General features: G+C 41.5%; 21 protein-coding genes. 16 read left to right on the forward strand and 5 right to left on the reverse strand.

Features of this window, described 5'->3' with window-relative positions; translation table 11 throughout:
* Positions 1-206 precede the first annotated feature (206 nt).
* Entirely contained in the window at positions 207-1,304 is a 1,098-nt protein-coding gene (gene dinB / locus ACVR1G_RS03760) for a DNA polymerase IV (protein WP_447451862.1), read from the forward strand.
* A 202-nt stretch (positions 1,305-1,506) separates the two neighbouring features.
* On the opposite strand, the gene ACVR1G_RS03765 is transcribed toward dinB, so the two are convergent.
* From ACVR1G_RS03765 to rnhC, 4 genes are all read right to left on the reverse strand, one after another.
* Positions 1,507-1,971: a hypothetical protein gene (locus ACVR1G_RS03765; RefSeq protein ID WP_447451863.1), complete on the reverse strand. Its 465-nt coding sequence runs from the start codon at positions 1,969-1,971 to the stop codon at positions 1,507-1,509.
* Positions 1,972-1,997: 26 nt separating this feature from the next.
* The gene (recD2, locus tag ACVR1G_RS03770) at positions 1,998-4,451 is read right to left on the reverse strand and encodes an SF1B family DNA helicase RecD2 (RefSeq protein WP_447451864.1); all 2,454 of its coding nucleotides are present in this window, start codon (positions 4,449-4,451) and stop codon (positions 1,998-2,000) included.
* Between the two features lie 107 nt (positions 4,452-4,558).
* Complete coding sequence (gene lepB, locus ACVR1G_RS03775; RefSeq protein WP_447451865.1) at positions 4,559-5,200, reverse strand: signal peptidase I; 642 nt, start codon at positions 5,198-5,200, stop codon at positions 4,559-4,561.
* 8 nt (positions 5,201-5,208) lie between these two features.
* Positions 5,209-6,117 (reverse strand): ribonuclease HIII, encoded by a 909-nt coding sequence (gene rnhC / locus ACVR1G_RS03780; protein WP_447451866.1) that lies wholly within the window; start codon positions 6,115-6,117, stop codon positions 5,209-5,211.
* Between the two features lie 191 nt (positions 6,118-6,308).
* On the opposite strand from rnhC, the gene ACVR1G_RS03785 reads away from it, so the two are divergent.
* The 10 genes from ACVR1G_RS03785 to ACVR1G_RS03830 all read left to right on the forward strand — a co-directional run bounded on the left by ACVR1G_RS03785 (position 6,309) and on the right by ACVR1G_RS03830 (position 17,784).
* The gene (locus ACVR1G_RS03785; protein ID WP_447451867.1) at positions 6,309-6,626 is read left to right on the forward strand and encodes a hypothetical protein; all 318 of its coding nucleotides are present in this window, start codon (positions 6,309-6,311) and stop codon (positions 6,624-6,626) included.
* A complete protein-coding gene (locus ACVR1G_RS03790; RefSeq protein WP_447451868.1) occupies positions 6,623-7,141 on the forward strand; it encodes a CvpA family protein in 519 nt (172 codons plus the stop codon). The genes ACVR1G_RS03785 and ACVR1G_RS03790 overlap by 4 nt, the downstream gene beginning before the upstream one ends.
* 324 nt (positions 7,142-7,465) lie before the next feature.
* On the forward strand, positions 7,466-9,808 hold the full coding sequence (locus ACVR1G_RS03795) for an endonuclease MutS2 (RefSeq protein ID WP_447451869.1): 2,343 nt from the start codon (positions 7,466-7,468) through the stop codon (positions 9,806-9,808).
* Positions 9,809-9,839: 31 nt separating this feature from the next.
* Positions 9,840-10,250 carry an acyl-CoA thioesterase gene (locus tag ACVR1G_RS03800; RefSeq protein ID WP_447451870.1) on the forward strand — a complete coding sequence of 137 codons (411 nt, stop codon included), beginning with the start codon at positions 9,840-9,842 and terminating at the stop codon, positions 10,248-10,250.
* Positions 10,251-10,271: 21 nt separating this feature from the next.
* Positions 10,272-11,084 (forward strand): Cof-type HAD-IIB family hydrolase, encoded by an 813-nt coding sequence (locus ACVR1G_RS03805; protein WP_447451871.1) that lies wholly within the window; start codon positions 10,272-10,274, stop codon positions 11,082-11,084.
* 659 nt (positions 11,085-11,743) lie between these two features.
* The gene (locus ACVR1G_RS03810; RefSeq protein WP_447451872.1) at positions 11,744-12,799 is read left to right on the forward strand and encodes a hypothetical protein; all 1,056 of its coding nucleotides are present in this window, start codon (positions 11,744-11,746) and stop codon (positions 12,797-12,799) included.
* An 86-nt stretch (positions 12,800-12,885) separates the two neighbouring features.
* Positions 12,886-14,034 (forward strand): N-acetylglucosamine-6-phosphate deacetylase, encoded by a 1,149-nt coding sequence (gene nagA / locus ACVR1G_RS03815; RefSeq protein ID WP_447451873.1) that lies wholly within the window; start codon positions 12,886-12,888, stop codon positions 14,032-14,034.
* Positions 14,035-14,269: 235 nt separating this feature from the next.
* On the forward strand, positions 14,270-15,388 hold the full coding sequence (locus ACVR1G_RS03820; RefSeq protein ID WP_447451969.1) for an S-(hydroxymethyl)glutathione dehydrogenase/class III alcohol dehydrogenase: 1,119 nt from the start codon (positions 14,270-14,272) through the stop codon (positions 15,386-15,388).
* A gap of 518 nt (positions 15,389-15,906) precedes the next feature.
* The gene (fghA, locus tag ACVR1G_RS03825) at positions 15,907-16,776 is read left to right on the forward strand and encodes an S-formylglutathione hydrolase (protein WP_447451874.1); all 870 of its coding nucleotides are present in this window, start codon (positions 15,907-15,909) and stop codon (positions 16,774-16,776) included.
* A 63-nt stretch (positions 16,777-16,839) separates the two neighbouring features.
* Entirely contained in the window at positions 16,840-17,784 is a 945-nt protein-coding gene (locus ACVR1G_RS03830; RefSeq protein WP_447451875.1) for a hypothetical protein, read from the forward strand.
* A 190-nt stretch (positions 17,785-17,974) separates the two neighbouring features.
* Here ACVR1G_RS03830 and ACVR1G_RS03835 read toward each other — a convergent pair whose 3' ends face one another.
* On the reverse strand, positions 17,975-18,307 hold the full coding sequence (locus ACVR1G_RS03835; RefSeq protein ID WP_447451876.1) for a winged helix-turn-helix transcriptional regulator: 333 nt from the start codon (positions 18,305-18,307) through the stop codon (positions 17,975-17,977).
* 78 nt (positions 18,308-18,385) lie between these two features.
* On the opposite strand from ACVR1G_RS03835, the gene ACVR1G_RS03840 reads away from it, so the two are divergent.
* From ACVR1G_RS03840 to ACVR1G_RS03860, 5 genes are all read left to right on the forward strand, one after another.
* Positions 18,386-18,604, forward strand: a complete 219-nt coding sequence (locus ACVR1G_RS03840) for a Rossmann-fold NAD(P)-binding domain-containing protein (RefSeq protein WP_447451877.1) — start codon at positions 18,386-18,388, stop codon at positions 18,602-18,604.
* Positions 18,605-18,631: 27 nt separating this feature from the next.
* Entirely contained in the window at positions 18,632-19,012 is a 381-nt protein-coding gene (locus tag ACVR1G_RS03845; protein ID WP_447451878.1) for an NAD(P)-dependent oxidoreductase, read from the forward strand.
* Between the two features lie 289 nt (positions 19,013-19,301).
* On the forward strand, positions 19,302-19,718 hold the full coding sequence (locus ACVR1G_RS03850; RefSeq protein ID WP_447451879.1) for an SRPBCC family protein: 417 nt from the start codon (positions 19,302-19,304) through the stop codon (positions 19,716-19,718).
* A complete protein-coding gene (locus ACVR1G_RS03855; RefSeq protein WP_447451880.1) occupies positions 19,715-20,173 on the forward strand; it encodes a MarR family winged helix-turn-helix transcriptional regulator in 459 nt (152 codons plus the stop codon). The genes ACVR1G_RS03850 and ACVR1G_RS03855 overlap by 4 nt, the downstream gene beginning before the upstream one ends.
* The gene (locus tag ACVR1G_RS03860; RefSeq protein WP_447451881.1) at positions 20,166-20,582 is read left to right on the forward strand and encodes an EVE domain-containing protein; all 417 of its coding nucleotides are present in this window, start codon (positions 20,166-20,168) and stop codon (positions 20,580-20,582) included. The genes ACVR1G_RS03855 and ACVR1G_RS03860 overlap by 8 nt, the downstream gene beginning before the upstream one ends.
* The last annotated feature ends 146 nt before the right edge of the window (positions 20,583-20,728 follow it).

A 20,728-nucleotide genomic window follows, 5' to 3' on the forward strand; every position in this document is an offset into this window, starting at 1 on the left:
ATCTAGTAGCAGATTTATCTGTTACAATTTACAGTATAATAGTAACACAGAGTAACCGTTTTCACAAGAAAAAAATCCGATAATAGGGGTTTCTTTTATAATACAGTTCCTGAAATTCTTTTAACTGTCTTATAAATTGCTTGATTGGAAATCTCACAGAAAATGTTGTATAATAAACTAACAAAAATATAAAAGAAGGCCTGTGTATGCTCATTTTTCCTCTCTTGAACGATACTAGCAGAAAAATTATCCATATTGACATGGACGCTTTTTTTGCTGCTGTTGAGGAGCGCGATAATCCTGAGCTGGTTGGAAAGCCGGTTATTATTGGAGCCGATCCAAGAAAGACTGGCGGGCGCGGTGTTGTTTCTACTTGTAATTATGAAGCTAGAAAATACGGAATTCATTCAGCTATGAATGCAAAAGAAGCCTTGGAACGCTGTCCAGATGCTATTTTTATTTCTGGTAATTATCAGAAATACCGCAGTATTGGTACTCGTATTCGGGAGATTTTTAGACGCTATACGGATTTAGTAGAACCTATGTCCATTGATGAGGCTTATCTGGATGTTACAGATAATAAGAAAGGACTTAAATCAGCTGTCAAAGTTGCGAAAATGATTCAGTTTGATATCTGGCATGAATTGCGTTTAACTTGTTCAGCTGGCGTCTCCTATAATAAATTTTTGGCCAAGCTAGCTAGTGATTTTGAAAAACCCCACGGTTTGACTTTGATTTTACCAGAGGAGGCAGAAGATTTCTTAAGCACTTTACCGATAGAAAAATTTCACGGTGTCGGTAAGCAGTCGGTCAAGCGTCTACATGAGTTAGGTGTTTATACGGGAGGCGATTTGCAGGCTGTGCCTGAGATGACTTTAATTGATTGTTTTGGCCGTTTTGGTTACGACTTATACCGCAAGGCAAGGGGAATTTCTAACAGTCCTGTTAAGCCCAATCGTGAGCGCAAGTCTATTGGCAGTGAACGTACTTATGGTAAACTTCTTTACAGCGAGGAGGATATTAGGGCAGAGATTGCAAAAAATGTCAGACGGGTTGCGGCTAGTCTGGAACAGCATCAAAAACAGGGGCGAATCATTGTGCTAAAGGTTAGATATTCGGATTTTTCGACCCTGACTAAGCGCCATAGCCTAGAGTCAGCTACCCATGATGGTGATACTATTGAAAAGGAAGCCTGCGCTATTTTTGATGAACTAGAGGACAGGACAGCTTTGGGAGTACGGCTTTTGGGTGTTACGGTAGCAGGATTGGAAGATCATAGAGAAGATATTCCTCTGGATATTTAATAAAAACGAATGGATCTGGTAACTTGGTTTGTCCAGATCCATTCGTTTTAGTTAGAATAAGTAAAAGTATTAATTCCTAGTTTTAATTGGTGTGTTCATTTCAATCTTTAAAGTCATCAGAGGAATTGGTAATGGCAGACTGGAGGATTATCATTTATTTCATCATTAAGGTAAAAATACAAGGAAAGAGAGTGAGTGATAACTATAAAGAACTGTTTAAAAGGCGGGCAGCCTTGCGGGAGGAAGCATAAAAAGGAAGGTAGATAATTTGTAAAAAGAGATTAATAGTGATTCCCGCTGTTATCCAGTCGGATAGGACATTGATAGCAAAGAGAGTGTAGCCTAGTAGATAAGGCCATTCAGATAGTCCTTGATTTTTCCTTAGTTTGGCTTGATTTCGAAAGGCTAAAACCATGATAACAACATTAAAAATAATATTTACTAATGTGTTAAATGTAAAATTACCCGGTAAATTTTGCAAGGCATTGCTGGCATCAGCAGCTGAAGGGTAACCAGTTTTAGGATAGAGGTCTGCTTGGAGGGAGTACATCAAAAGAATATAGGCTAAAAGTGTCAAACTGTTTAGCACTAGATTGATAAGATGCAGGACAGCAACTGGTCGGTTTGATTTTTTAAAAATCTTTTTTAAATCTTGGATAGGTATCATAGCATAACTCCTATATGTTCAGGGGATTAAACTTGGTCTTGATGGGACTTAAAGAAATGAGCAAAGTCAGCTTCTTCTAAACCAATAAGAGGGTCAATAGTCAGTAAGTTATCGTCTGTAAGGCGATAACTTAGGGCAGATTCGGACTGACGGTCCAACTTTTTTTGTGTTTGACTAGCTGTTTCGTCATCAGAAACAGCTAGAGTACGCTCATTACTATTAACAGTCTTCAAATCAGCTGTCTGGTTTTTAACTTCGGCTTGTTCTGGATCTTTGAAGCGCTCAACCAGATAAGTATGGCGTTGACTGCCTTGATTTTTCACGGCATAATCAAAGGCTGTTATTTCTCCCAACAGGATAAGTTTACTCTTGGAACGAGTAATAGCTGTATAGAGCAGGTTGCGCTGGAGCATACGGCCGCTCTGGCGTGTCAGAGGTAAAATAACGACCTGAAACTCACTTCCCTGTGATTTATGGATGGACATGGTGTAGGCTAGGGTTATCTTTGACCATTCATTGCGTGGATAGACTACTTCGCTACCGTCGAAGTCCATATAGATTTCATCCTGTTTGCTCTCAGTGTATTTAGCAGGGATAAGGTCGGTAATATAGCCAATATCTCCGTTAAATACATTGAGTTGGGCATCATTAATGAGGTGGAGAACCTTGTCTCCTTTGCGAAAGCTTAAGTCGTTGAAACGAAATTCATTCTGGCCTGTTAAAGGATTTAAAAGGTTTTGCATCAGGGTATTGAGGTTGTTAATCCCAGCCTGACCGCGGTACATGGGGGCTAAAATCTGAATTTCGAAAGGAGCAATGCCGTTTTTGACCGCAGAGGTAACGATTTGTTCTACCATAGCAGGAATGTGATTAGCTTGTGCTTCAAAATAGGAGCGGTCTGCTTTCTTGGCGGTGAAATCACTGGGGAGCTGTCCTTGCCGAATCTGACTGGCCAGGGTGACAATAGTGGAATTTTCAGATTGTCTAAAAATTTTAGTCAGACTAATTTGTGGCAGCTGCTCTATTTTAAGGAAGTCCGCTAAGACCTGTCCCGGACCTACTGATGGGAGCTGATCGCTGTCACCAACAATGATAACTTGCGTATGGGAAGAGATGCTAGCGAGCAACTGATTAGCGAGCCAGGTATCAACCATGGAAAATTCATCGATAATAATCAGGTCGCAATCAAGATAGTCATCAAGCGCTTGATAATCACTATCATCAGTTGTTAGACCGAGGTGGCGATGGATAGTCGCGGCAGGTAATCCTGTGAGTTCGTTCATTCGGCGGCTAGCTCGTCCGGTTGGTGCTGCTAAAATGATGGGAATATCACCCTTATCTAAATCAATGTTATAGAGCTCAGCATAAGCCCTAATGATACCGTTGATAACAGTCGTTTTACCTGTGCCCGGACCTCCAGTTAGAAGAAAAATTTTGCTGGCTAAAGCCTTTTGGATAGCTGTTTTTTGGGTACTATCGTAGCTGAGATTGAACTCTTCTTCGATATCTTTGAGAATGGCCGATACCGTTTCGGCTTTAGGTGTCTGCACCAACGGTGTCTCAAGAATACGACTAATATGCTTTTTAATCCCTTCTTCGGCATAGAAGAGGCTATTGTCAAAAATATAGGTACCGACATTTTGTACCTTATCTTCGGTGATTAAATGCGTCAGCTCGTTAGCAACTAGCGTAGGATCAAGCTCGATTTGGCGGGCGTTCTCCAAAAGGCTGATGGCATACTCTAACAAGTCGCGGGCTTCTACATAGGTATCCCCGCGTTCGATAGAGAGTTCTGTTAAAGCGTGGACTAAGGCTGCTCGGAAACGTTTGGGAGAATCACTCTTGATCCCCAGCTGCTCTGCCAGAGTGTCCGCAATTTTGAAGCCGATCCCTCTAATGTCCTCGACCAACTGATAGGGATTGTCCTGAAGGATATCTAGTGTTTCTCCCTTATAGGTATCAAAAATATCGAGAGCTTGGCGGTTGCTGAGACCATATTCCGCTAATTTGGAAAGAACTTGCTCAGTACCGTAATTACTTTTTAACTTAGCGAGGAAGCTGTTTCGACTGTCTTTTGAAAGTCCAGGGATTTGTTTTAGTTTATCAGGGTTGGCTAAAATCTTATCGATCGTATTGCCATCACCATAAGCCTCAACAATGCGTTGGGCTATTTTTTTACCAATCCCTTTGAAGTTATCGCTGGCAAAATATTTGATAAGACCAGCAGCAGTCAGTTGGGCGCGTTCATAGCGATCGGCCTTGAGCTGTTCCCCGTATTTAGGGTGCTGGATGACTTCTCCCCAGAAGGTATAGTCTTCATCTTCCATGATGTCAGCCATGGTTCCAGTGATGATGATATCGCTATCCTCGTAGTCGGGATGATTGGTATCTTCGATATTAAGGAGAAGAATTTTAAAAAAATTACTGGCATTTTCAAAGATAATACGTTCGACAGTTCCAGAAAAATAAACGTGACTCATAAGCTGGTGCTTCCTTGATGTTTATAACTTGATTGGGCTAATAAAAAAGAGAGTAAGGCAAAATGCTAACCAGTGGCTTCTGCTGTCTCTCCATAATTATTATAGGACTATTCTACGCCCCCTACTTTGGTTAAAGGCCAGAAACGTAACTTGATTTCCCCGACGACGGCATCCTTGTCAAAGGTTCCGACTAGGCGGCTATCCTTGGAAACAATACGGTCATCACCAAGGAGGAAATATTGCCCTTTGGGAACTTTAACAGTGAAATTAGCATTACCTTGACTATCAACGGTAAAAGATTTAGCCGCTCTAGCGAGCTGCTGAAAGTAGGTATCATAGGAGTAAGTCGATTGCAACTTATCTTGGGCAAATTTCTTCTGATAAGACTGGAGGTATTCTTCATTGACCTTCTTACCATTGACAGTCAAAACGTCGTTATTGTAGGTGATAGTATCACCAGGCATACCGATAACCCGCTTGACAATCTGTTTCGATTTACCTTTTTCGGTCTCCTTGGCAACAACAATATCAAAACGCTCAATCTTAGCTGTTTTGAGAACGATAAGCCGCTGATTTTGGGCAAGAGTAGGATCCATGGAGTGGCCATCGACAGTCACTACACTCCAGATGAAGATGCGACTGAGTAAAAGTAAAACAATGATAGAAATTAAAACTCCCCACTCTTTAAGAAAGGTGACAATAGGGGGGTCAAAAGTCTTAGTGGTTTGTTTAGATGAAATTGCAGACATGGTAATAGTTATCCTTTATTTTTTAATAAGGCTTGTGCCTTTTTGGTATTGGCAAAATGAAGTTTAGCACAGTAGTTCAGTCCCTGCATGCCATAGGCTTCAAGAATTTGACTGGCAACTCTGTCAGGCTTACTTCCTGCACCGCTGGGGAGCTGATAGCCCAACTCTTGACCTAGGACCTTGAGGTTCTCCAAGAAAAGGTTGCGGGCAATAATAGAACTAACAGCCACAGCCAGATATTTTCCTTCAGCTTTTTCTTCAAAAGTTAAGGGATTGTCAAATTGGTTGCGCTCCTGCTTGAGGTATTTTTGGTAATTCTGATAATTCGTGAAAGCATCAATTACAATCTTATCCGGTTTGTCTACTTCCTGAAGGAGGAGATAGATAGCTTGATTGTGTAAGGCTACCTTGACGGATACAGCATTGTAAGACTTGCCTGAGCCAACGACCTCATTATATTTTTGCGGCGATAACAGCAAGCACTTGTGGGGAATGGCTTCCTCGAGGAGTGGGGCTATCTGCTGAATCTTTTGGTCCGTCAGAGCTTTGGAATCAGCTACTCCCAATTCTTTTAAAAAAGAGTGCTTGCTAGGTGTTACAAAGCTAGCGACAACAGCGAGACCACCGAAATAGGAGCCATTGCCAACTTCGTCGGAGCCGATGAGGGTCAAATTCTGCTGATCAACCTCAGCTGCCCCCTTATCAGTAATAGTTGGCAAACCAAACTGCTGGGCCAGTATTTCAGCCTCTCTTCCTTGAAAAACGACCTTGCCAGAGGTATAAACAAGCACGGTCGTTCCCTGCACTTTAGCTGCAAAGCTGACATAGGGGTTTTTGTTGCTAATCTGATAGGCAGCCAATTCTGTCGGTAGCTGTTCAGTTCTTCCCTGCCCCATTTTCATGACGAGAGTATTCATGAAAACTATTCTATCATAAAAGACTTTATCGTGGCAGAAAGAAGGCACAGAAATTTTATTGACTGCTTGCCAGAGTAAATCCAGATTGGAAATGCCTATAACAGTGAAGCTAATCCTTCTTCTTTTTGTGGAAGGTGAGGATTGTCGAAAGGGGAATTTTACGGTATAATGGCAGGCAAAGAGGTACGAGTATGACAAAGACAAAGAATCGCTATAAATTTACGTTTGGCCAGAAACCGCTGACGCTGACGACTGATAAGGACAATCTCTTTATGGAGGAAGTTGAGAGGGTCGCGCGCGAGAAGTATGAAGCTATCAAAGAGGCTCTCCCTTCTGCAGATGATGAAACGGTTGCTATTTTGATGGCTATCAACTCTTTATCAACCCAGCTCAGCCGTGAGATTGAGTTTGATAAAAAAGAGGCAGAATTAGAGGAACTTCGTAAGAAGGAACTGACAGCGATTAAAGGCAGAAAGGCTAACAAGGCAGCTAGTGGTGGCGAAGCATGATTTCGCTTATCGTTCTCTTGCTTCTTGCTTGGCAGTTTTATATTGGCTACAGGCGAGGTCTGTTTTTGCAGGTCTTTTACTTTATCGGCAGTTTATTCGCGATTGTAGTAGCTTTCCTTTTTAAAAATAAGCTTGCCGATATTCTTAATCTCTGGGTCCCTTATGCTAATCCTACAGAAGGAGCTGAGATGCAGTTTTTCACCTCAGAGAATATCTTTGGTCTAAATCGGCTTTATTATGCTGGAGTAGCTTTCCTTCTCCTCTACCTCACTGTTTACTTAATCTGGCGATTTTTTGGGATTTTTGCCCATGTTGTAAGCAGCCTCCGTCTTGAAATGTTAGCTTATCAGCAGTTGCTTGCTGGTGGATTAGCAGTCTTTGTGGCACTCTTTAGCTTAGGGGCTTTTTTAACTGTTTTAGCTACTCTTCCGATCACAGGCCTACAGAATATGCTAGCAGATAGCTGGCTGATTAAGGTATTAGTCGTGCTTTTCCCGAAATTTTTGCTGAATTAAATCAAGATATATTAATGACTGAGGCTGGAACATTTGTGTTCCAGCCTCAAACTTTGTATAGGATAATAGTTTCCCACAGTGCTTAATGTCCCCAAAATGTTTGAATGTCGCAGCTGTGACTTGAACAGTAGGCTGCAACAATAGATCTAGTGGAGTGCCAAAATGAGAATTAAGGTTGATGAAGCAAGGTTACTTTGATTTACTGTGTGATTAAGACTATTCTTTTTGCTCGGTGACAGCTAAGCGCTTGAGTGACAGGGTTTAGTGGCTAGGAAGGTATATTAGAGGCCGCTCATTTAGGCATAAATCTGTTATAATATCCCTATGAACATGAAAATTTTAGAAGCTTTGGAATTTGCCAAGGTCAAAAATCAATTTGAACCCTATTTACAAACTCAGGCCGGTCAAGAGGAGCTGCAGCAGCTGCTTCCTGAAACTAATCGCGACAAGATTGAGCGCTCTTTCGTTGAAATTCGTGATATGGAGCAGCTTTTTGTAGAGGAACATGGCTTTGCTGTTGGATCAGTTGGTACTATAGCGGAACCTCTGGGTCGATTAGAGTTAGATGCTGATCTTAATGTTGATGAACTCATTGCGCTCAAGCGTCTTTTAGAAGTTTCTGCTGAGCTTGCTCGTTTTTATGAAAATTTGGAGAATGTCGAGCTAGGAGCTTTGCATCGGCTTTTTGAAAATCTAGAAATCTTTCCTAAGTTGCAGGGGAGTCTGCAAGCTGTGAATGATAGTGGATTTATCGAGAATTTTGCTAGTTCTGACTTAGAGAAAATCCGTCGCCGTATCCATCAAGGGGAAAGCCAAGTACGTCAGATTCTACAAGATATGCTCAAGAACAAGGCTGATTTGCTAGCCGAAAATCTGATTGCCAGCCGCAATGGCAGAAGTGTGCTGCCTGTTCGTAATACCTACCGCAACCGGATAGCGGGGGTTGTTCATGATATTTCTTCATCGGGAGGAACGGTGTATATTGAACCGCGTGCCGTTGTTCAAGTTAATGAAGAGATTACTCAGGCTAGAGCGGACGAGCGTCATGAGTTGCGTCGCATTTTGCATGAATTATCTCAGCTGCTTCGTCCTCATAGGCAAGCGCTTCGCAATAATGCATGGCTGATTGGCCATCTTGATTTTGTTCGCGCGAAGTACCTTTTTATGCAAGAGTATCAGGCTAGTCTTCCGGAATTATCGGAGGACAAAACGGTTCATTTGCTCAATGTCCGCCATCCTTTGCTGACTGCCCCTGTTGCTAATGACTTGCATTTTTCCGAAAACCTGACAGTTATTCTTATCACGGGGCCTAATACGGGTGGTAAGACCATCATGCTGAAAACACTCGGTCTGACCCAGTTGATGGCTCAGTCTGGTTTGCCTATCTTAGCCGATAAGGGCAGTAAGGTCAGCATCTTTAAGGAAATCTTTGCTGATATTGGTGATGAGCAATCAATTGAGCAGAGTTTATCGACCTTTTCCAGCCACATGGGGCATATCGTCGATATTTTGGGACAGGCTGATAAGCAGAGTCTAGTCCTGCTCGATGAGTTGGGAGCGGGAACCGATCCCCAAGAAGGTGCCAGTCTGGCCATGGCTATTTTAGAGCATTTGCGTCTCAGCAATATTAAGACTATGGCAACAACTCATTATCCTGAACTTAAGGCTTATGGTATTGAAACGGCTCATGTTCAGAATGCCAGTATGGAATTTGATATAGACAGTCTTAGTCCGACCTATCATTTTATGCAGGGCGTTCCGGGGCGCTCCAATGCTTTTGAGATTGCCAGACGCTTGGGCTTAGCTAAGATTATAGTGGATGATGCTGAACGAATGACTAATCAAAACAGCAATACCAATGCCATCATTGAGCAGCTGGAGGCTCAAACGGCTGAAAGTCGCAAGCGCCTGAATCATATCCGAGAAGTTGAGCAGGAAAATCTCAAATTTAATCGGGCCGTTAAAAAACTTTACAATGAATTTTCACACGCCTATGACAAGGAGTTGGAAAAAGCACAGGAACAAGTTCGCCAGATGGTAGATAAGGCCTTAGCAGAAAGCGATCAAATTCTTAAAAATCTCAATGACCGTTCGCAGCTTAAGCCGCATGAAGTGATTGAAGCTAAGGGACAACTTGAAAAACTGGCACCGGGTGAAGATCTCTCTAAAAATAAAGTTTTACGCAAGGCTAAACGACAGAAAGCAGCACGCGCCCCTAAGGTTGGTGATGATATTGTTGTGTTAGCGTATGGCCAGCGAGGAACGCTGACCAGCCAGCTTAAGGATGGACGTTGGGAAGCCCAAGTCGGTTTAATCAAGATGACTCTGAAAGAATCTGAGTTTAATTTGGTGAAAAATCAAGAAAATAAGAAGGTCAGCAAGAAAAAACAAGTTAATGTGGTCAAAAGGTCTACTGGAACTGGTCCGCGTGCCCGTTTGGATCTTCGTGGTAAGCGCTATGAAGAGGCTATGCAGGAGCTGGACGATTTTATCGATCAGGCTTTGCTCAACAATATGGCTCAGGTTGATATCATTCACGGCATAGGTACCGGTGTTATCCGTGAGGGTGTGACCAAGTATCTGCGCAGCCATCGTTACGTCAAGAGTTTTGGCTATGCACCGCAAAATGCGGGTGGCTCAGGCTGTACGATTGCTAACCTTAGTTGATAGTTGAGGTAAAATTAGAAAGGACATACCTATGCAAGGTTACATTCATAAGGTTCAATACTATGAGACAGACCGGATGGGGATTACGCATCACTCAAACTATGTTCGTTGGATGGAGGAAGCGCGTGTCTACTTTTTGGAGAAGGTAGGCCTTCCTTATGACAAGTTGGAGGCCGATGGTATTATTTCACCGGTCACTGCAGTAGATTGTCGCTATAAGGCGACATCAACGTTTGCAGATAACATTGCTATTGCTATTAGCGTCAGCATGCTCAAGGGAGCTAAACTAGGGTTTGATTACACTATGACTAATCAGAATGGGCAGCTTGTCTGTCAGGCTCATTCTGAGCACAGTTTTATAGGAGCCGATGGACATTTTGTTGCTCTTAAGAAGGTTTATCCTGAATTTTATGATAAGGTTCAAGATATGATTGATAAATAACATATTAGATAAGGAGTCTTTATGATTAAACTGATTGCCATTGATTTGGACGGTACCCTGTTAAATAGTCAGAAAAAAATTCCGACCGATAATATCGAAGCTGTGCGGAAAGCAGCAGATGCTGGTGTAAAAATTGTTCTGTGTACCGGGCGTCCAAAATCCGGTGTTCTTCCTTATTTTAACCAGTTGGGACTAGCTGGTGAGGAATATATCATCATGAATAATGGCTGTACAGTATACAATACCCAAAATTGGGAATTAATCGGCCAAGTTTCCTTGAACCGCGAAGACTTATCACTTTTAGAGAAAGCGTGTGCGGATGATCCGGATGTCTATCTAACTTTGACAGCCGAAGCGACCTACTATGCAGTTGCTGAACGTGTACCTGCCTTGGTTGCCTACGATGCAGGTCTGGTCTTTGATACAGCGCAGGCGGCTAGTCTCGATGATGTCGCTGCTAGCGGGCAGATTGTCTTTCAAGCGATGTACATGGGTGAAGAAGAAGCTTTAAATAGTTTTGAATCTCGGGTTGAGCATAAACTCAGTCAACGTTTTTCAACAGTGAGAAGTCAGTCTTATATTTATGAAGTCATGCCCTCTGAGACGACTAAGGCCTCAGCCCTCAAGGCTCTGGCTCAGCAATTAAATATTCAAACAAATGAGATTATGGCCTTAGGAGATGCAGCTAACGACATGGAAATGTTGGAATTTGCCGGTCATAGCGTGGCAATGGGGAATGCTCCGGATACGATTAAGGCTCGCTGCCGTTATGAGACAGAAAGCAATGATAATGCAGGTGTAGCGAAGGCTATTTATGAGTATGTGTTAGACTAAGAATAAAAAAACTGTAGAATTTAAAATTATTCTACAGTTTTTGTCGTGTAAGAAGAATTGAGAAATGTGGAGATTATAATGGGAAAATCACGGAAGATGAGGCAACACACGTTTAGACAGATGCAAAGGGAAAGAGTAACCTCAAAGAATCACTATAATATGCCTAATATATCTGGAAATTCTTCAAAATCATTGAAAAGAAAAAGGAAAAATTCAGAGTAAGTATTAAATACAAGTTTCTTTATATATTATTGATATTATTTTTTATAGGGTGTATTTTAAATTATTATTTTATACCTCACTTTAGTTCTCCAATAATTTTTCTTAAAATTCAGCAATGTTTATATTATTTTTTGCTATGCCTTTATATTTTGCCAATCCTCTATTTATTTCTCAAAATAGGTAATACTAATCGAAAAATCATTAAAGAAGAGATAAAAAATATTATTTTTATTCTCTTTAAGTATTACTGTTCTTATTACATTCTACTAACTATTGTGTCTAGTGTTTTTAATAATAATGGGGCATTAGTTAATTTTGATTATACTAATCCTATAGTGTCTATGATAAAAGCTCCTTTTTATCTGAGGGGGCAAAATATCATAATTTTTTCAATCTTACTTTCAGTATTAATATTGTTATATTTTTACCATAAGATAATGAAAAATATACCTCCGTTAACTGGAAGAATTTATATAATATTTCAATCAATCTTAGTGACTTTTTGCACGATAATTTTGATTTTTTCTCTTATAGTAACGTTAGAAATTGTATTTAACCCTTTCACAGATGTGAATTTAGGAAATGGCAGAGAATACCTAGATGCTATAAGTGAACAAACTACGATAATTGAGAATAAGTTTTTTATTTTAGTTCTCACTAGTGTTATATCAATATCTACCCAGATGGTCTCTTTCATTTGGGAAAGGAAGAAAAATAGGAAATTTATTTGGAAAAAATGTAAAAAAGATATATTTCTCATAGTTTATAATATTCTAATGGGGAGCCTATTTAATTTATTGATTATAGACTTTAGTCCATATATAATATTGCTATTATTTTGTCTTAGCTTTATAATTAAGATTCTTATCTATAAGAATGGCTCTATTTCTTTGGCTAATCCTTTACTAGAAGTAACACAGGTTTTTCTCATTGTATTTTTTCTGCATTTATTTCAAAATAATTATTATAAAGTATTGTTTGAAGCAGATTCTACTCAAGCTATTTGGAGTATTTTAGTTGGGTCATTTTTTATAGATATTCCGATATTATTTTATCAATACTTACATCTAGAAAAGCCTGAGTGCAGTTTTCTTAGCTTACTTCAAGAATACCTTTCATTTCATAAGGTCAAGGATAAAACTAGCAATGTTGTTGCGATAATTATTGATGTTTTATCAGCAATAATAATTGCGGTAAGTTTAAATAACTCATGGATTTTTTTGATCCCTTTATTCTCTTTCCTATACTATATAGTTGAAAAAAATTTTAATAACTTAGAGTTAAGACATAAGTTAGTTTCAAAATTAACCTCCAATATTTTAGTGCTAGTTTTTTTATTTGTAACGTTAGATTACTTCTTAAACGGGCAAAGTGCTGTCGCAACTATGCAAAAAGAGATATATTTGATTACCTTCTATTTCTTTTTACAAGTTTTTATTTTTGATTATGTGGGTTTTTTTAAAATAGTACTGAAATTTTTGAATTCTCTATAAAAGACAACTGGTATATACCATTTACAAAATAATACAAAAACATTATAATGAAGAAAGGAAATCTCGTTGAAAGAGGGGAATAATAGATGGCAACCTACATTAAGGCCGATCGTTTTTATTATGCTCATGAGACTAAGCCAGCTGGCTATCTTGAAATCCTTGATGGCCGCTTTGGTCAGTGGGTTGAGAATGTACCAAGTGCTGCTCAAATCTTAGATTACACAGGTTATCAGATTGCACCGGGACTAATCGATACCCATATCCACGGTTACGCCGGTCATGATGTGATGGATAATTCCAGAGAGGGACTTCTTACGATCAGTCAGCACTTGCCAGAAGCTGGGGTGACTTCTTTTTTACCGACGACTTTGACGGCTAGCAGTCAGCAGCTGGAGGATATCTGCGCGACTATCGCTGATGTATCGGGATCTGAGATAGGTGCCAAGATTCAAGGGATCTACTTCGAGGGCCCCTATTTCACAGAGAAATATAAGGGAGCGCAAAATCCTTCCTACATGAGAAATCCGAGCTTTGAGGAACTGGAGCGCTGGCAAAAGGCTGCAAAGGGTCTGCTGTGCAAAATCGGTTTAGCACCTGAGCGTGAAGGAACGGTTGAATTTATCCGCAAAGCCACAGCTTCCGGAATCATTGTCGCGCTGGGGCACTCTGATGCTACTTATCAGGATGCCAAGAGGGCTGTCCAAGCAGGTGCTAGTGTCTGGGTGCACGCCTACAATGGCATGAGTGGTCTCAACCATCGCAAGCCCGGCATGGTGGGTGCTGTTTATAATCTTGACAATACCTATGCTGAGCTCATCTGCGATGGCTATCATGTGTCGCCAGTGGCTTGTCAGATTCTTTTCAGGCAAAAAGGTACTGATCATGTGGCTATGATCACCGATTGCATGTCAGCTGGAGGTCAGCCAGATGGTGATTATATGCTGGGTGAGCTGCCTGTGATCGTTAAGGATAATACTGCTCGTCTCAAGGATGGCGGTAACCTAGCCGGTTCCATCCTCAAACTAAAAGATGGCCTTAAAAATGTCGTTGACTGGGGGATTGCTACAGCTGAGGAGGCTGTCCATATGGCCACTTACGTTCCGGCCAAATCTGTCGGTCTTGAAGACAGGTGTGGCCAGCTGAAAGCAGATCTCCCAGCAGATTTTATCGTTTTAGATGCTGACTTGGAACTTAAGGCTACTTATATTAATGGTCAACAGGTATGGGGAGACTAGTTGAGTCGCTATTTGGTCTCGTTTGAGTACTTTAGTATCAGCCGTAGTGCTTCAAACAGTTGGTGCTAGAATTTTGCACCAGCTGTTTTCTTTTGTTAGACTATTAATGGTTTAAGGCAAAAGGCTAGTCTTGCCCAACAGGATTTAATATGGGGAAATTTCAGTATTTTCTCATATACAGCAGTTTTTGGCGATAAACCTTTCTTACTAGAATAACTTTTAGGAGGAATAGATGATGGAATTTATGAAAACACGCGCGGCTGTAGCTTGGGCCCCCAATGAGCCCTTAAAGATCGAAGAGGTCGACCTTATGATGCCCAAGGCGCATGAAGTCTTGGTTCGTATAACAGCAACAGGGGTTTGCCATACGGATGCTTACACACTTTCAGGTAAGGATAGCGAAGGGGTCTTTCCTTGTGTCCTTGGCCATGAAGGAGCTGGTATCGTTGAGGCTGTCGGTGAAGGTGTCACTGAGTTTCAGGTCGGTGACCACGTTATTCCGCTTTATACGGCTGAATGCGGTAAGTGTGAGTTTTGCTTATCCGGCAAGACTAACCTTTGTTCAGCTGTGCGTGAGACCCAAGGCCGCGGTCTCATGCCAGATGAGACTGTTCGTTTCTACAAAGACGGTCAGCCTATCTACCACTACATGGGAACCTCTACTTTTGCGGAGCATACGGTCGTTGCGGATGTATCCTTGGTTAAGGTCCGTGACGATGCTCCTCTTGAGGAAGTCTGCTTGCTTGGTTGCGGGGTGACAACTGGTATGGGGGCTGTGCTCAATACAGCCAAGGTCGAAGAAGGTTCAACGGTTGCTATCTTTGGTCTGGGGGGTATCGGACTTGCCGCGATTATCGGAGCTCGTATGGCCAAGGCTGGTCGTATTATTGCGATTGATACCAATTCTGATAAGTTTGAAAAAGCTAAGGAGCTTGGAGCTACTGACTTTGTCAATCCTAATGACTATGATTGTCCAATCCAAGAGGTTATCATCGAGATGACCAACGGTGGGGTGGACTATTCCTTTGAATGTATCGGAAATGTCGAGGTCATGCGTTCTGCCCTTGAGGCCTGCCACAAAGGTTGGGGAGAAAGTATCATCATCGGGGTTGCCCCAGCGGGTGCTGAGATTCATACGCGCCCATTCCAGTTGGTGACAGGCCGTGTTTGGCGTGGGTCAGCCTTTGGCGGTGTCAAAGGGAAATCAGATCTTCCGGGTATCGTTGACCAGTACATGGATGGTGAATTCGCCCTTGATGATTTCATCACTCATACTATGCCGCTTGAAGACATCAACAAAGCCTTCGACCTTATGCATGAGGGCAAATCAATACGGACAGTAGTTCATTACTAAGATACCACGGATTTACTCGAACTAAGAGCTAAAGCTCTTATTCTCCTACGAGAAATTCTATGGAAATTCTCTATGTCACTAACTAATCCTAAACTTTCAGTATTATCGACTGAAAGTTTAGGATGGCGCCAAGCCGTTAAGCGACTAGAATCTTATTTAAATCCCGAGCTTTAGCCTGTGTTCAGTTAGTCAAGATACAGCAGAGGCCAATAACTCTTAACTAGTGTCTCAATGAAAGACAAGAGAGGCTGGGACAAAAGTCCTTCCTCCTTTAACTATTTAAGATATAGCAGTTTGACGCAGTGGTTGATTAGAGCTATCACTTGCATGAACTTTGTTCATATTATTCCAACCTCAAAAGGTCTCCCAGACCGCAGAGGTGGGATTGAAATGCTCCGGTGGAGGATTTCAATCTGAGCCTAACAATAGGAGAGCGAGGGAAATCAAAATCGTGATTTTACCACGATTTACTGATTTTTGTCCCACTTTCTCTGGTTATCAAATATTTACTTAAACCTATGAAAAATCTAGAATTAATTTCAAGCAACCGCTCTTTTGGCGGTCAACACCAACGCTATACTCACTTTTCAACCAGCACTCAGACGCAGATGACTTTTGCCATCTACCTGCCGCCTCAGGTTGAAACAGGCAAGAAAGTGCCAGTAGTCTATTTTCTATCTGGTTTAACCTGTACAGATGAAAATTTCTCAACCAAAGCTGGTGCCCAGCAATGGGCGGCTAAGTATGGTCTAGCGCTGGTCATGCCAGATACTTCACCGCGCGGTGAAGGTGTAGCAGATGCAGATAGTTATGATCTGGGGCAAGGAGCAGGCTTTTATGTCAATGCCACTCAGGAACCTTGGGCTAAGCATTATCAGATGTATGATTATATTGTCGAAGAATTGCCTGAGCTGATTGAGGCAAATTTCCCAGTTACTGATCAGCGTTCGATTTTTGGGCACAGTATGGGTGGGCACGGTGCCCTCCAGATTGGTCTTAAGAATCCTGAGCGCTACACAGCTATCTCGGCTTTTGCACCAATCGTTAATCCTATGGAGGTCTCTTGGGGGCAGAAGGCTTTCACCGCCTATCTTGGTGAAGACAAGGAAGCTTGGGAAGTCTATGACAGCACCCGGCTGCTGGCTCAGGTGGATCCTGATAAGTGCTTGCCAATTTTAATTGATCAGGGACTGGCGGATGGCTTTTATCCCGAGCAGCTCCAGCCCGAGCGCTTTGAAGCGGTGGCTAAGGAGCGCCAGCTTCCTGTCACTCTCAATCTGCACCAAGGCTATGATCACAGTTATTATTTCATTGCTAGTTTTGTCCAAGAACATCTAGCTTTTCACGCCGAACATTTGGGGCTGACCTTAGTCAAAAAAGAGAAATAGACCTGTTTTTAAATGCTAGCAGGTTCAAAATTTGGAGTAGAGAATTTTAAAGGAAATATTATTGTGAAATCAAAGATCCATCTGCCCTTGGCAGGGCTCATGCTGTTTTACTTATTGACTTCTATTTTGTTGAGAATCATCTCTCGTCAATTACCCATACAACTTTTTGATCATTTGTTTCATCCATTAGTAGTAGTGGATTGGTTGGTAAGTCTAGTTGTTATCGCTTTTATTTTTTCAGGAAAAGGGAGGTTTGCAGTTCTTACTCAGTTGATTTGGGGTCTGCTTTATCTATTGCTTAGCTCCGTGATCTTTGGTCTCCCTATGGCTTTATCACTGATCTTGTCTATTGCTTGGTTGATCGCCCTAGGTCTCCTTTTGACCAAGCAAAAGTGGGCTTTTATTCTAGCTTTGATCATCAGTTTTCTGAATTTTATAGTAACAATTGGACTTAATATATTTTCTTTAGTAGATCCTCTCGCAGTAGGTAATGAGGTGGCAATCCTTTTTGCTTATTTGCAGATGGTGATAGCTATTATGACCGTGTTAATAATGCCCTTGCTGGTCATTGCCTTTAATGAAACGGAAAATTCGTCCTTCTCTATGGTCGACTACCTCTATCATGATACTTGGGGTGTGAATCTGCTTTATACAGTTTTGAGTTTGGGGATGTTTGGTTTTGTTTGGGTGGGACATCTTCTCCATAATGTCCGTCAGCTAACTGGGCAAAGAACTGCTGTGATTGGACATATGCTAGGCTATATCTTTGTTCCCTTTTATTCTATTTATGTCATTTATTTGATCCAAAGCCGTTTAAATCAGTATCATCAATATTTGATGAGGAGCCATCACGTCCCTATTTCTAAATTACCGGTAGAGATGCTTGTGCTTATTCTTTCACAGATATTTATCGGATCTTATCTTTCCCTCCCCTTGCTTCAAGTTAATAGCCAAGAGCTGACGGGTTTTTATCAGCAAATGTTTACCAGTCAACGGAACCAGCGATAGAAGGTAGAGAAGGGGAGTAATACCTAGGAAAATCAAAATCGTAATTTTCTCAGGGTTTATTGATTTTTGCCCCCCTCTCTTGTGTTACTGTATAATAATTTTTCCTTGTCAGAATATAGATATAACATGAAATACTTAGTTACCAAAAAGTGCCTACTTTACAGTGTAGGCACTTTGTTTTATGATGACATTAGGAAGTGGATACTTCTGCCTTTAAGTGGTTATAATTTTCTCCCCAATCAGCTAAGGAGATTAAGAGTGGATAGAGATCTTCACCAATGTCTGTCAACGTATACTCTACCTTGGGTGGTACTTGATGATGGTCTCTTCTGGAAATGAGACCATTTCTTTCCAGTTCTCGTAGACTTTCTGTAAGTACTTTTTGGCTAACGTTATCCAATTCTTGCTTAATTTGTCCGTATCTTTGTGTTCCCTTGTTATGTAGAAGATAGATAATAAGGATCTTCCATTTGCTGGAAATTAAGCTTAACGTTGTTTTGACAGGGCAAGTATCCGGTGTCATTTGATAGACTTCCTTTCTATGTTTTACACTATTTTAGCATGGATAAAAGCTACAAGTAAATTATAAGGAGGAATTAGTATGAATATTGCAATTTTAGCGGCTAATGGGAAATTGGGGCATCTACTTGTCCAGGAAAGCCTAGCGAAAGGATTAAGGGTAACGGCTGTTGCGAGGAAATCTAATCAGACATCTAGCCAGTACTTTCTTAAAAAGGATATCTTGGAATTGAAAAAAGAAGATCTAGCACCGTTTGACGTCATTATCAGCGCATTTGGAGTTAGCCAGTTATCTGATTAGCCTTTATTTTCTGTTACTACTCAGCATTTGCTGGATCTATTGGAAGGAAGTCGCAAACGCTTGATTGTGGCAGGCGGTGCAGGGAGTCTTTATATTGATGAAGGACTGCGTTGGGTAGATGCTACAGATTTTCCAGCTGAACTCAAGCCACTTGCTCAAGCAGAAGATGATGCTTTCGCCCTTTTAAGGAAAAATCAAACAGTGAGATGGCTTTATGTTTCGCCACCTGCCGAGCTAAGATTCGGTCAGCCCAAGGTGGGTAAAACGGTATTATCGGACGATCATTTGAGGGACAATGCTAGTGGCAAAAGTACTTTAACTTATGCGGACTATGCAGAAGCCTTGATAACAGAAGCGCTTTCTTCTAAGCCTCATGTGCGGGAACATATTTCTTTTTTGGAATCTTAGGGAATGAAAAGAGAATGAGATTGGAAATAGAATGAACAGCGTTCATGGGATTAGATAACCTCCAACAGTTTCATAAACTGTTGAAGCTATCCCTTGCATGGCAGCTAAACAGTCTAGTGGATTGTTTAAGGGGGCGCCTGAAAGTGGGCGCCCCAAGATAAGGACCGCCAGTCTAGTAAAACTAGGGGAAGATGAAAGAGGCAGAGATTTTTTGTACTGACCTCTTTTTCTTGACATATATTATAAGTTAGCTTATAATATAAACACTTATTAACAAGGAGGAGTTTCTATGAAATTTTCTTTTGAGTTGGCTGTCAATGCTAAAAAAGAGGACGTTTGGGTCTACTATTCTCAAGTTGATCAGTGGTTTGTCTGGGAAGGTGATTTGGAACAGATTACTTTGAACGGTGATTTCACTACAGGGCAAAAGGGGCAAATGAAGTTGGAGGGCATGCCTGAACTTGCCTTTACTTTAGTTGAGGTGCGTGAAAATCAGTATTTTTCTGATGTAACAGCAACGCCTTTTGGCAATGTTCTCTTTGATCATGAGATACTTGAAAATTCTGCCGGTGGCATCAGTCTGAGACATTCTGTTTCTTTGATAGACGGTGAGATGACAGAGGACGCTTTGGCCTTTTTGAAACAGGTTTTTGACGATGTGCCAGAAAGTGTTGGAAAACTGAAACAGATTTTGGAGGCAGCATGACAAAGACTTTTCATTCCCAATATGCGGATAACCACCAGGAATCGACAGGTCTTTTATTTGCCCGGGTCTATAATGCTTGGCATGACCGAGTAAAAAAAGCTCTGCAAGATGTTGACCTGACGCATCCTCAGTTTATTATTCTGACGAGTTTAGGAGCTTTGGAAGAGAAACAAGATTGGATTACTCAGGTTACTCTAGCTACTTTTTCGGATATGGATGTAATGACGGTCTCACAGGTTCTTAAACTCTTGCTGAAAAAAGGCTTGGTTGAACGGCGGGAACATCCGCAGGACAGTCGGGCAAAAGTTGTCTTTCTGACAGATGCAGGCAGAGAGCGCATGAATCAAGCTTTGCCTCTCGTTGAGGCGATTGATCAGGATTACTTTGGCCAGCTGGACAATCAGCTGGCGGATTTCAATCAGCTTTTAATAAAACTGGAGAAAAGAGATGGTTAAATTTTGGGTCGGAGTGGTTTCGGAAAACCATGTCAAACGCGGTGTTGACGGCGGTTTTTGCCAAGTCTGTCATGGGAAAGGCGGCCCCTTAAAACGCATGAGTCAAGGAGACTATCTGCTCTACTACAGTCCAAAAGTTGCTCTTGACTCTGATCAAAAGCTGCAGGCCTTCACAGCTGTGGGTAAAATGAAGGATGACAAGGTCTACCAATTTGAGATGGCACCGGACTTTGTTCCTTTCAGGCGAGATGTTGAGTATTACAAGTCTGTCCGTCCCTGCCCGATTGAGGTAGCAAGGCAGCACCCAGACTGGAAAACCTATGCCAGTCAGTTGCGCTACGGACACTTTGAAGTCAGTCGAGATTTCTTTATGTCTATTTTTGAGTATATGAAAACGAGGCAGGCCTAGACAATTCGTATCTTTTCTGCTACAATGTACCCCAAGAAAGAATGTTATTTCAATCCTTTCTCTTAGCGAGTTCGGAATGGTGGAAGCCGAATAGAAAGAAGGAATAACTGGCGCTTTCTCTTAGTTGCTCAACTAAGTTTAATCGT

It is taken from the genome of Streptococcus dentasini (genome assembly GCF_053206945.1).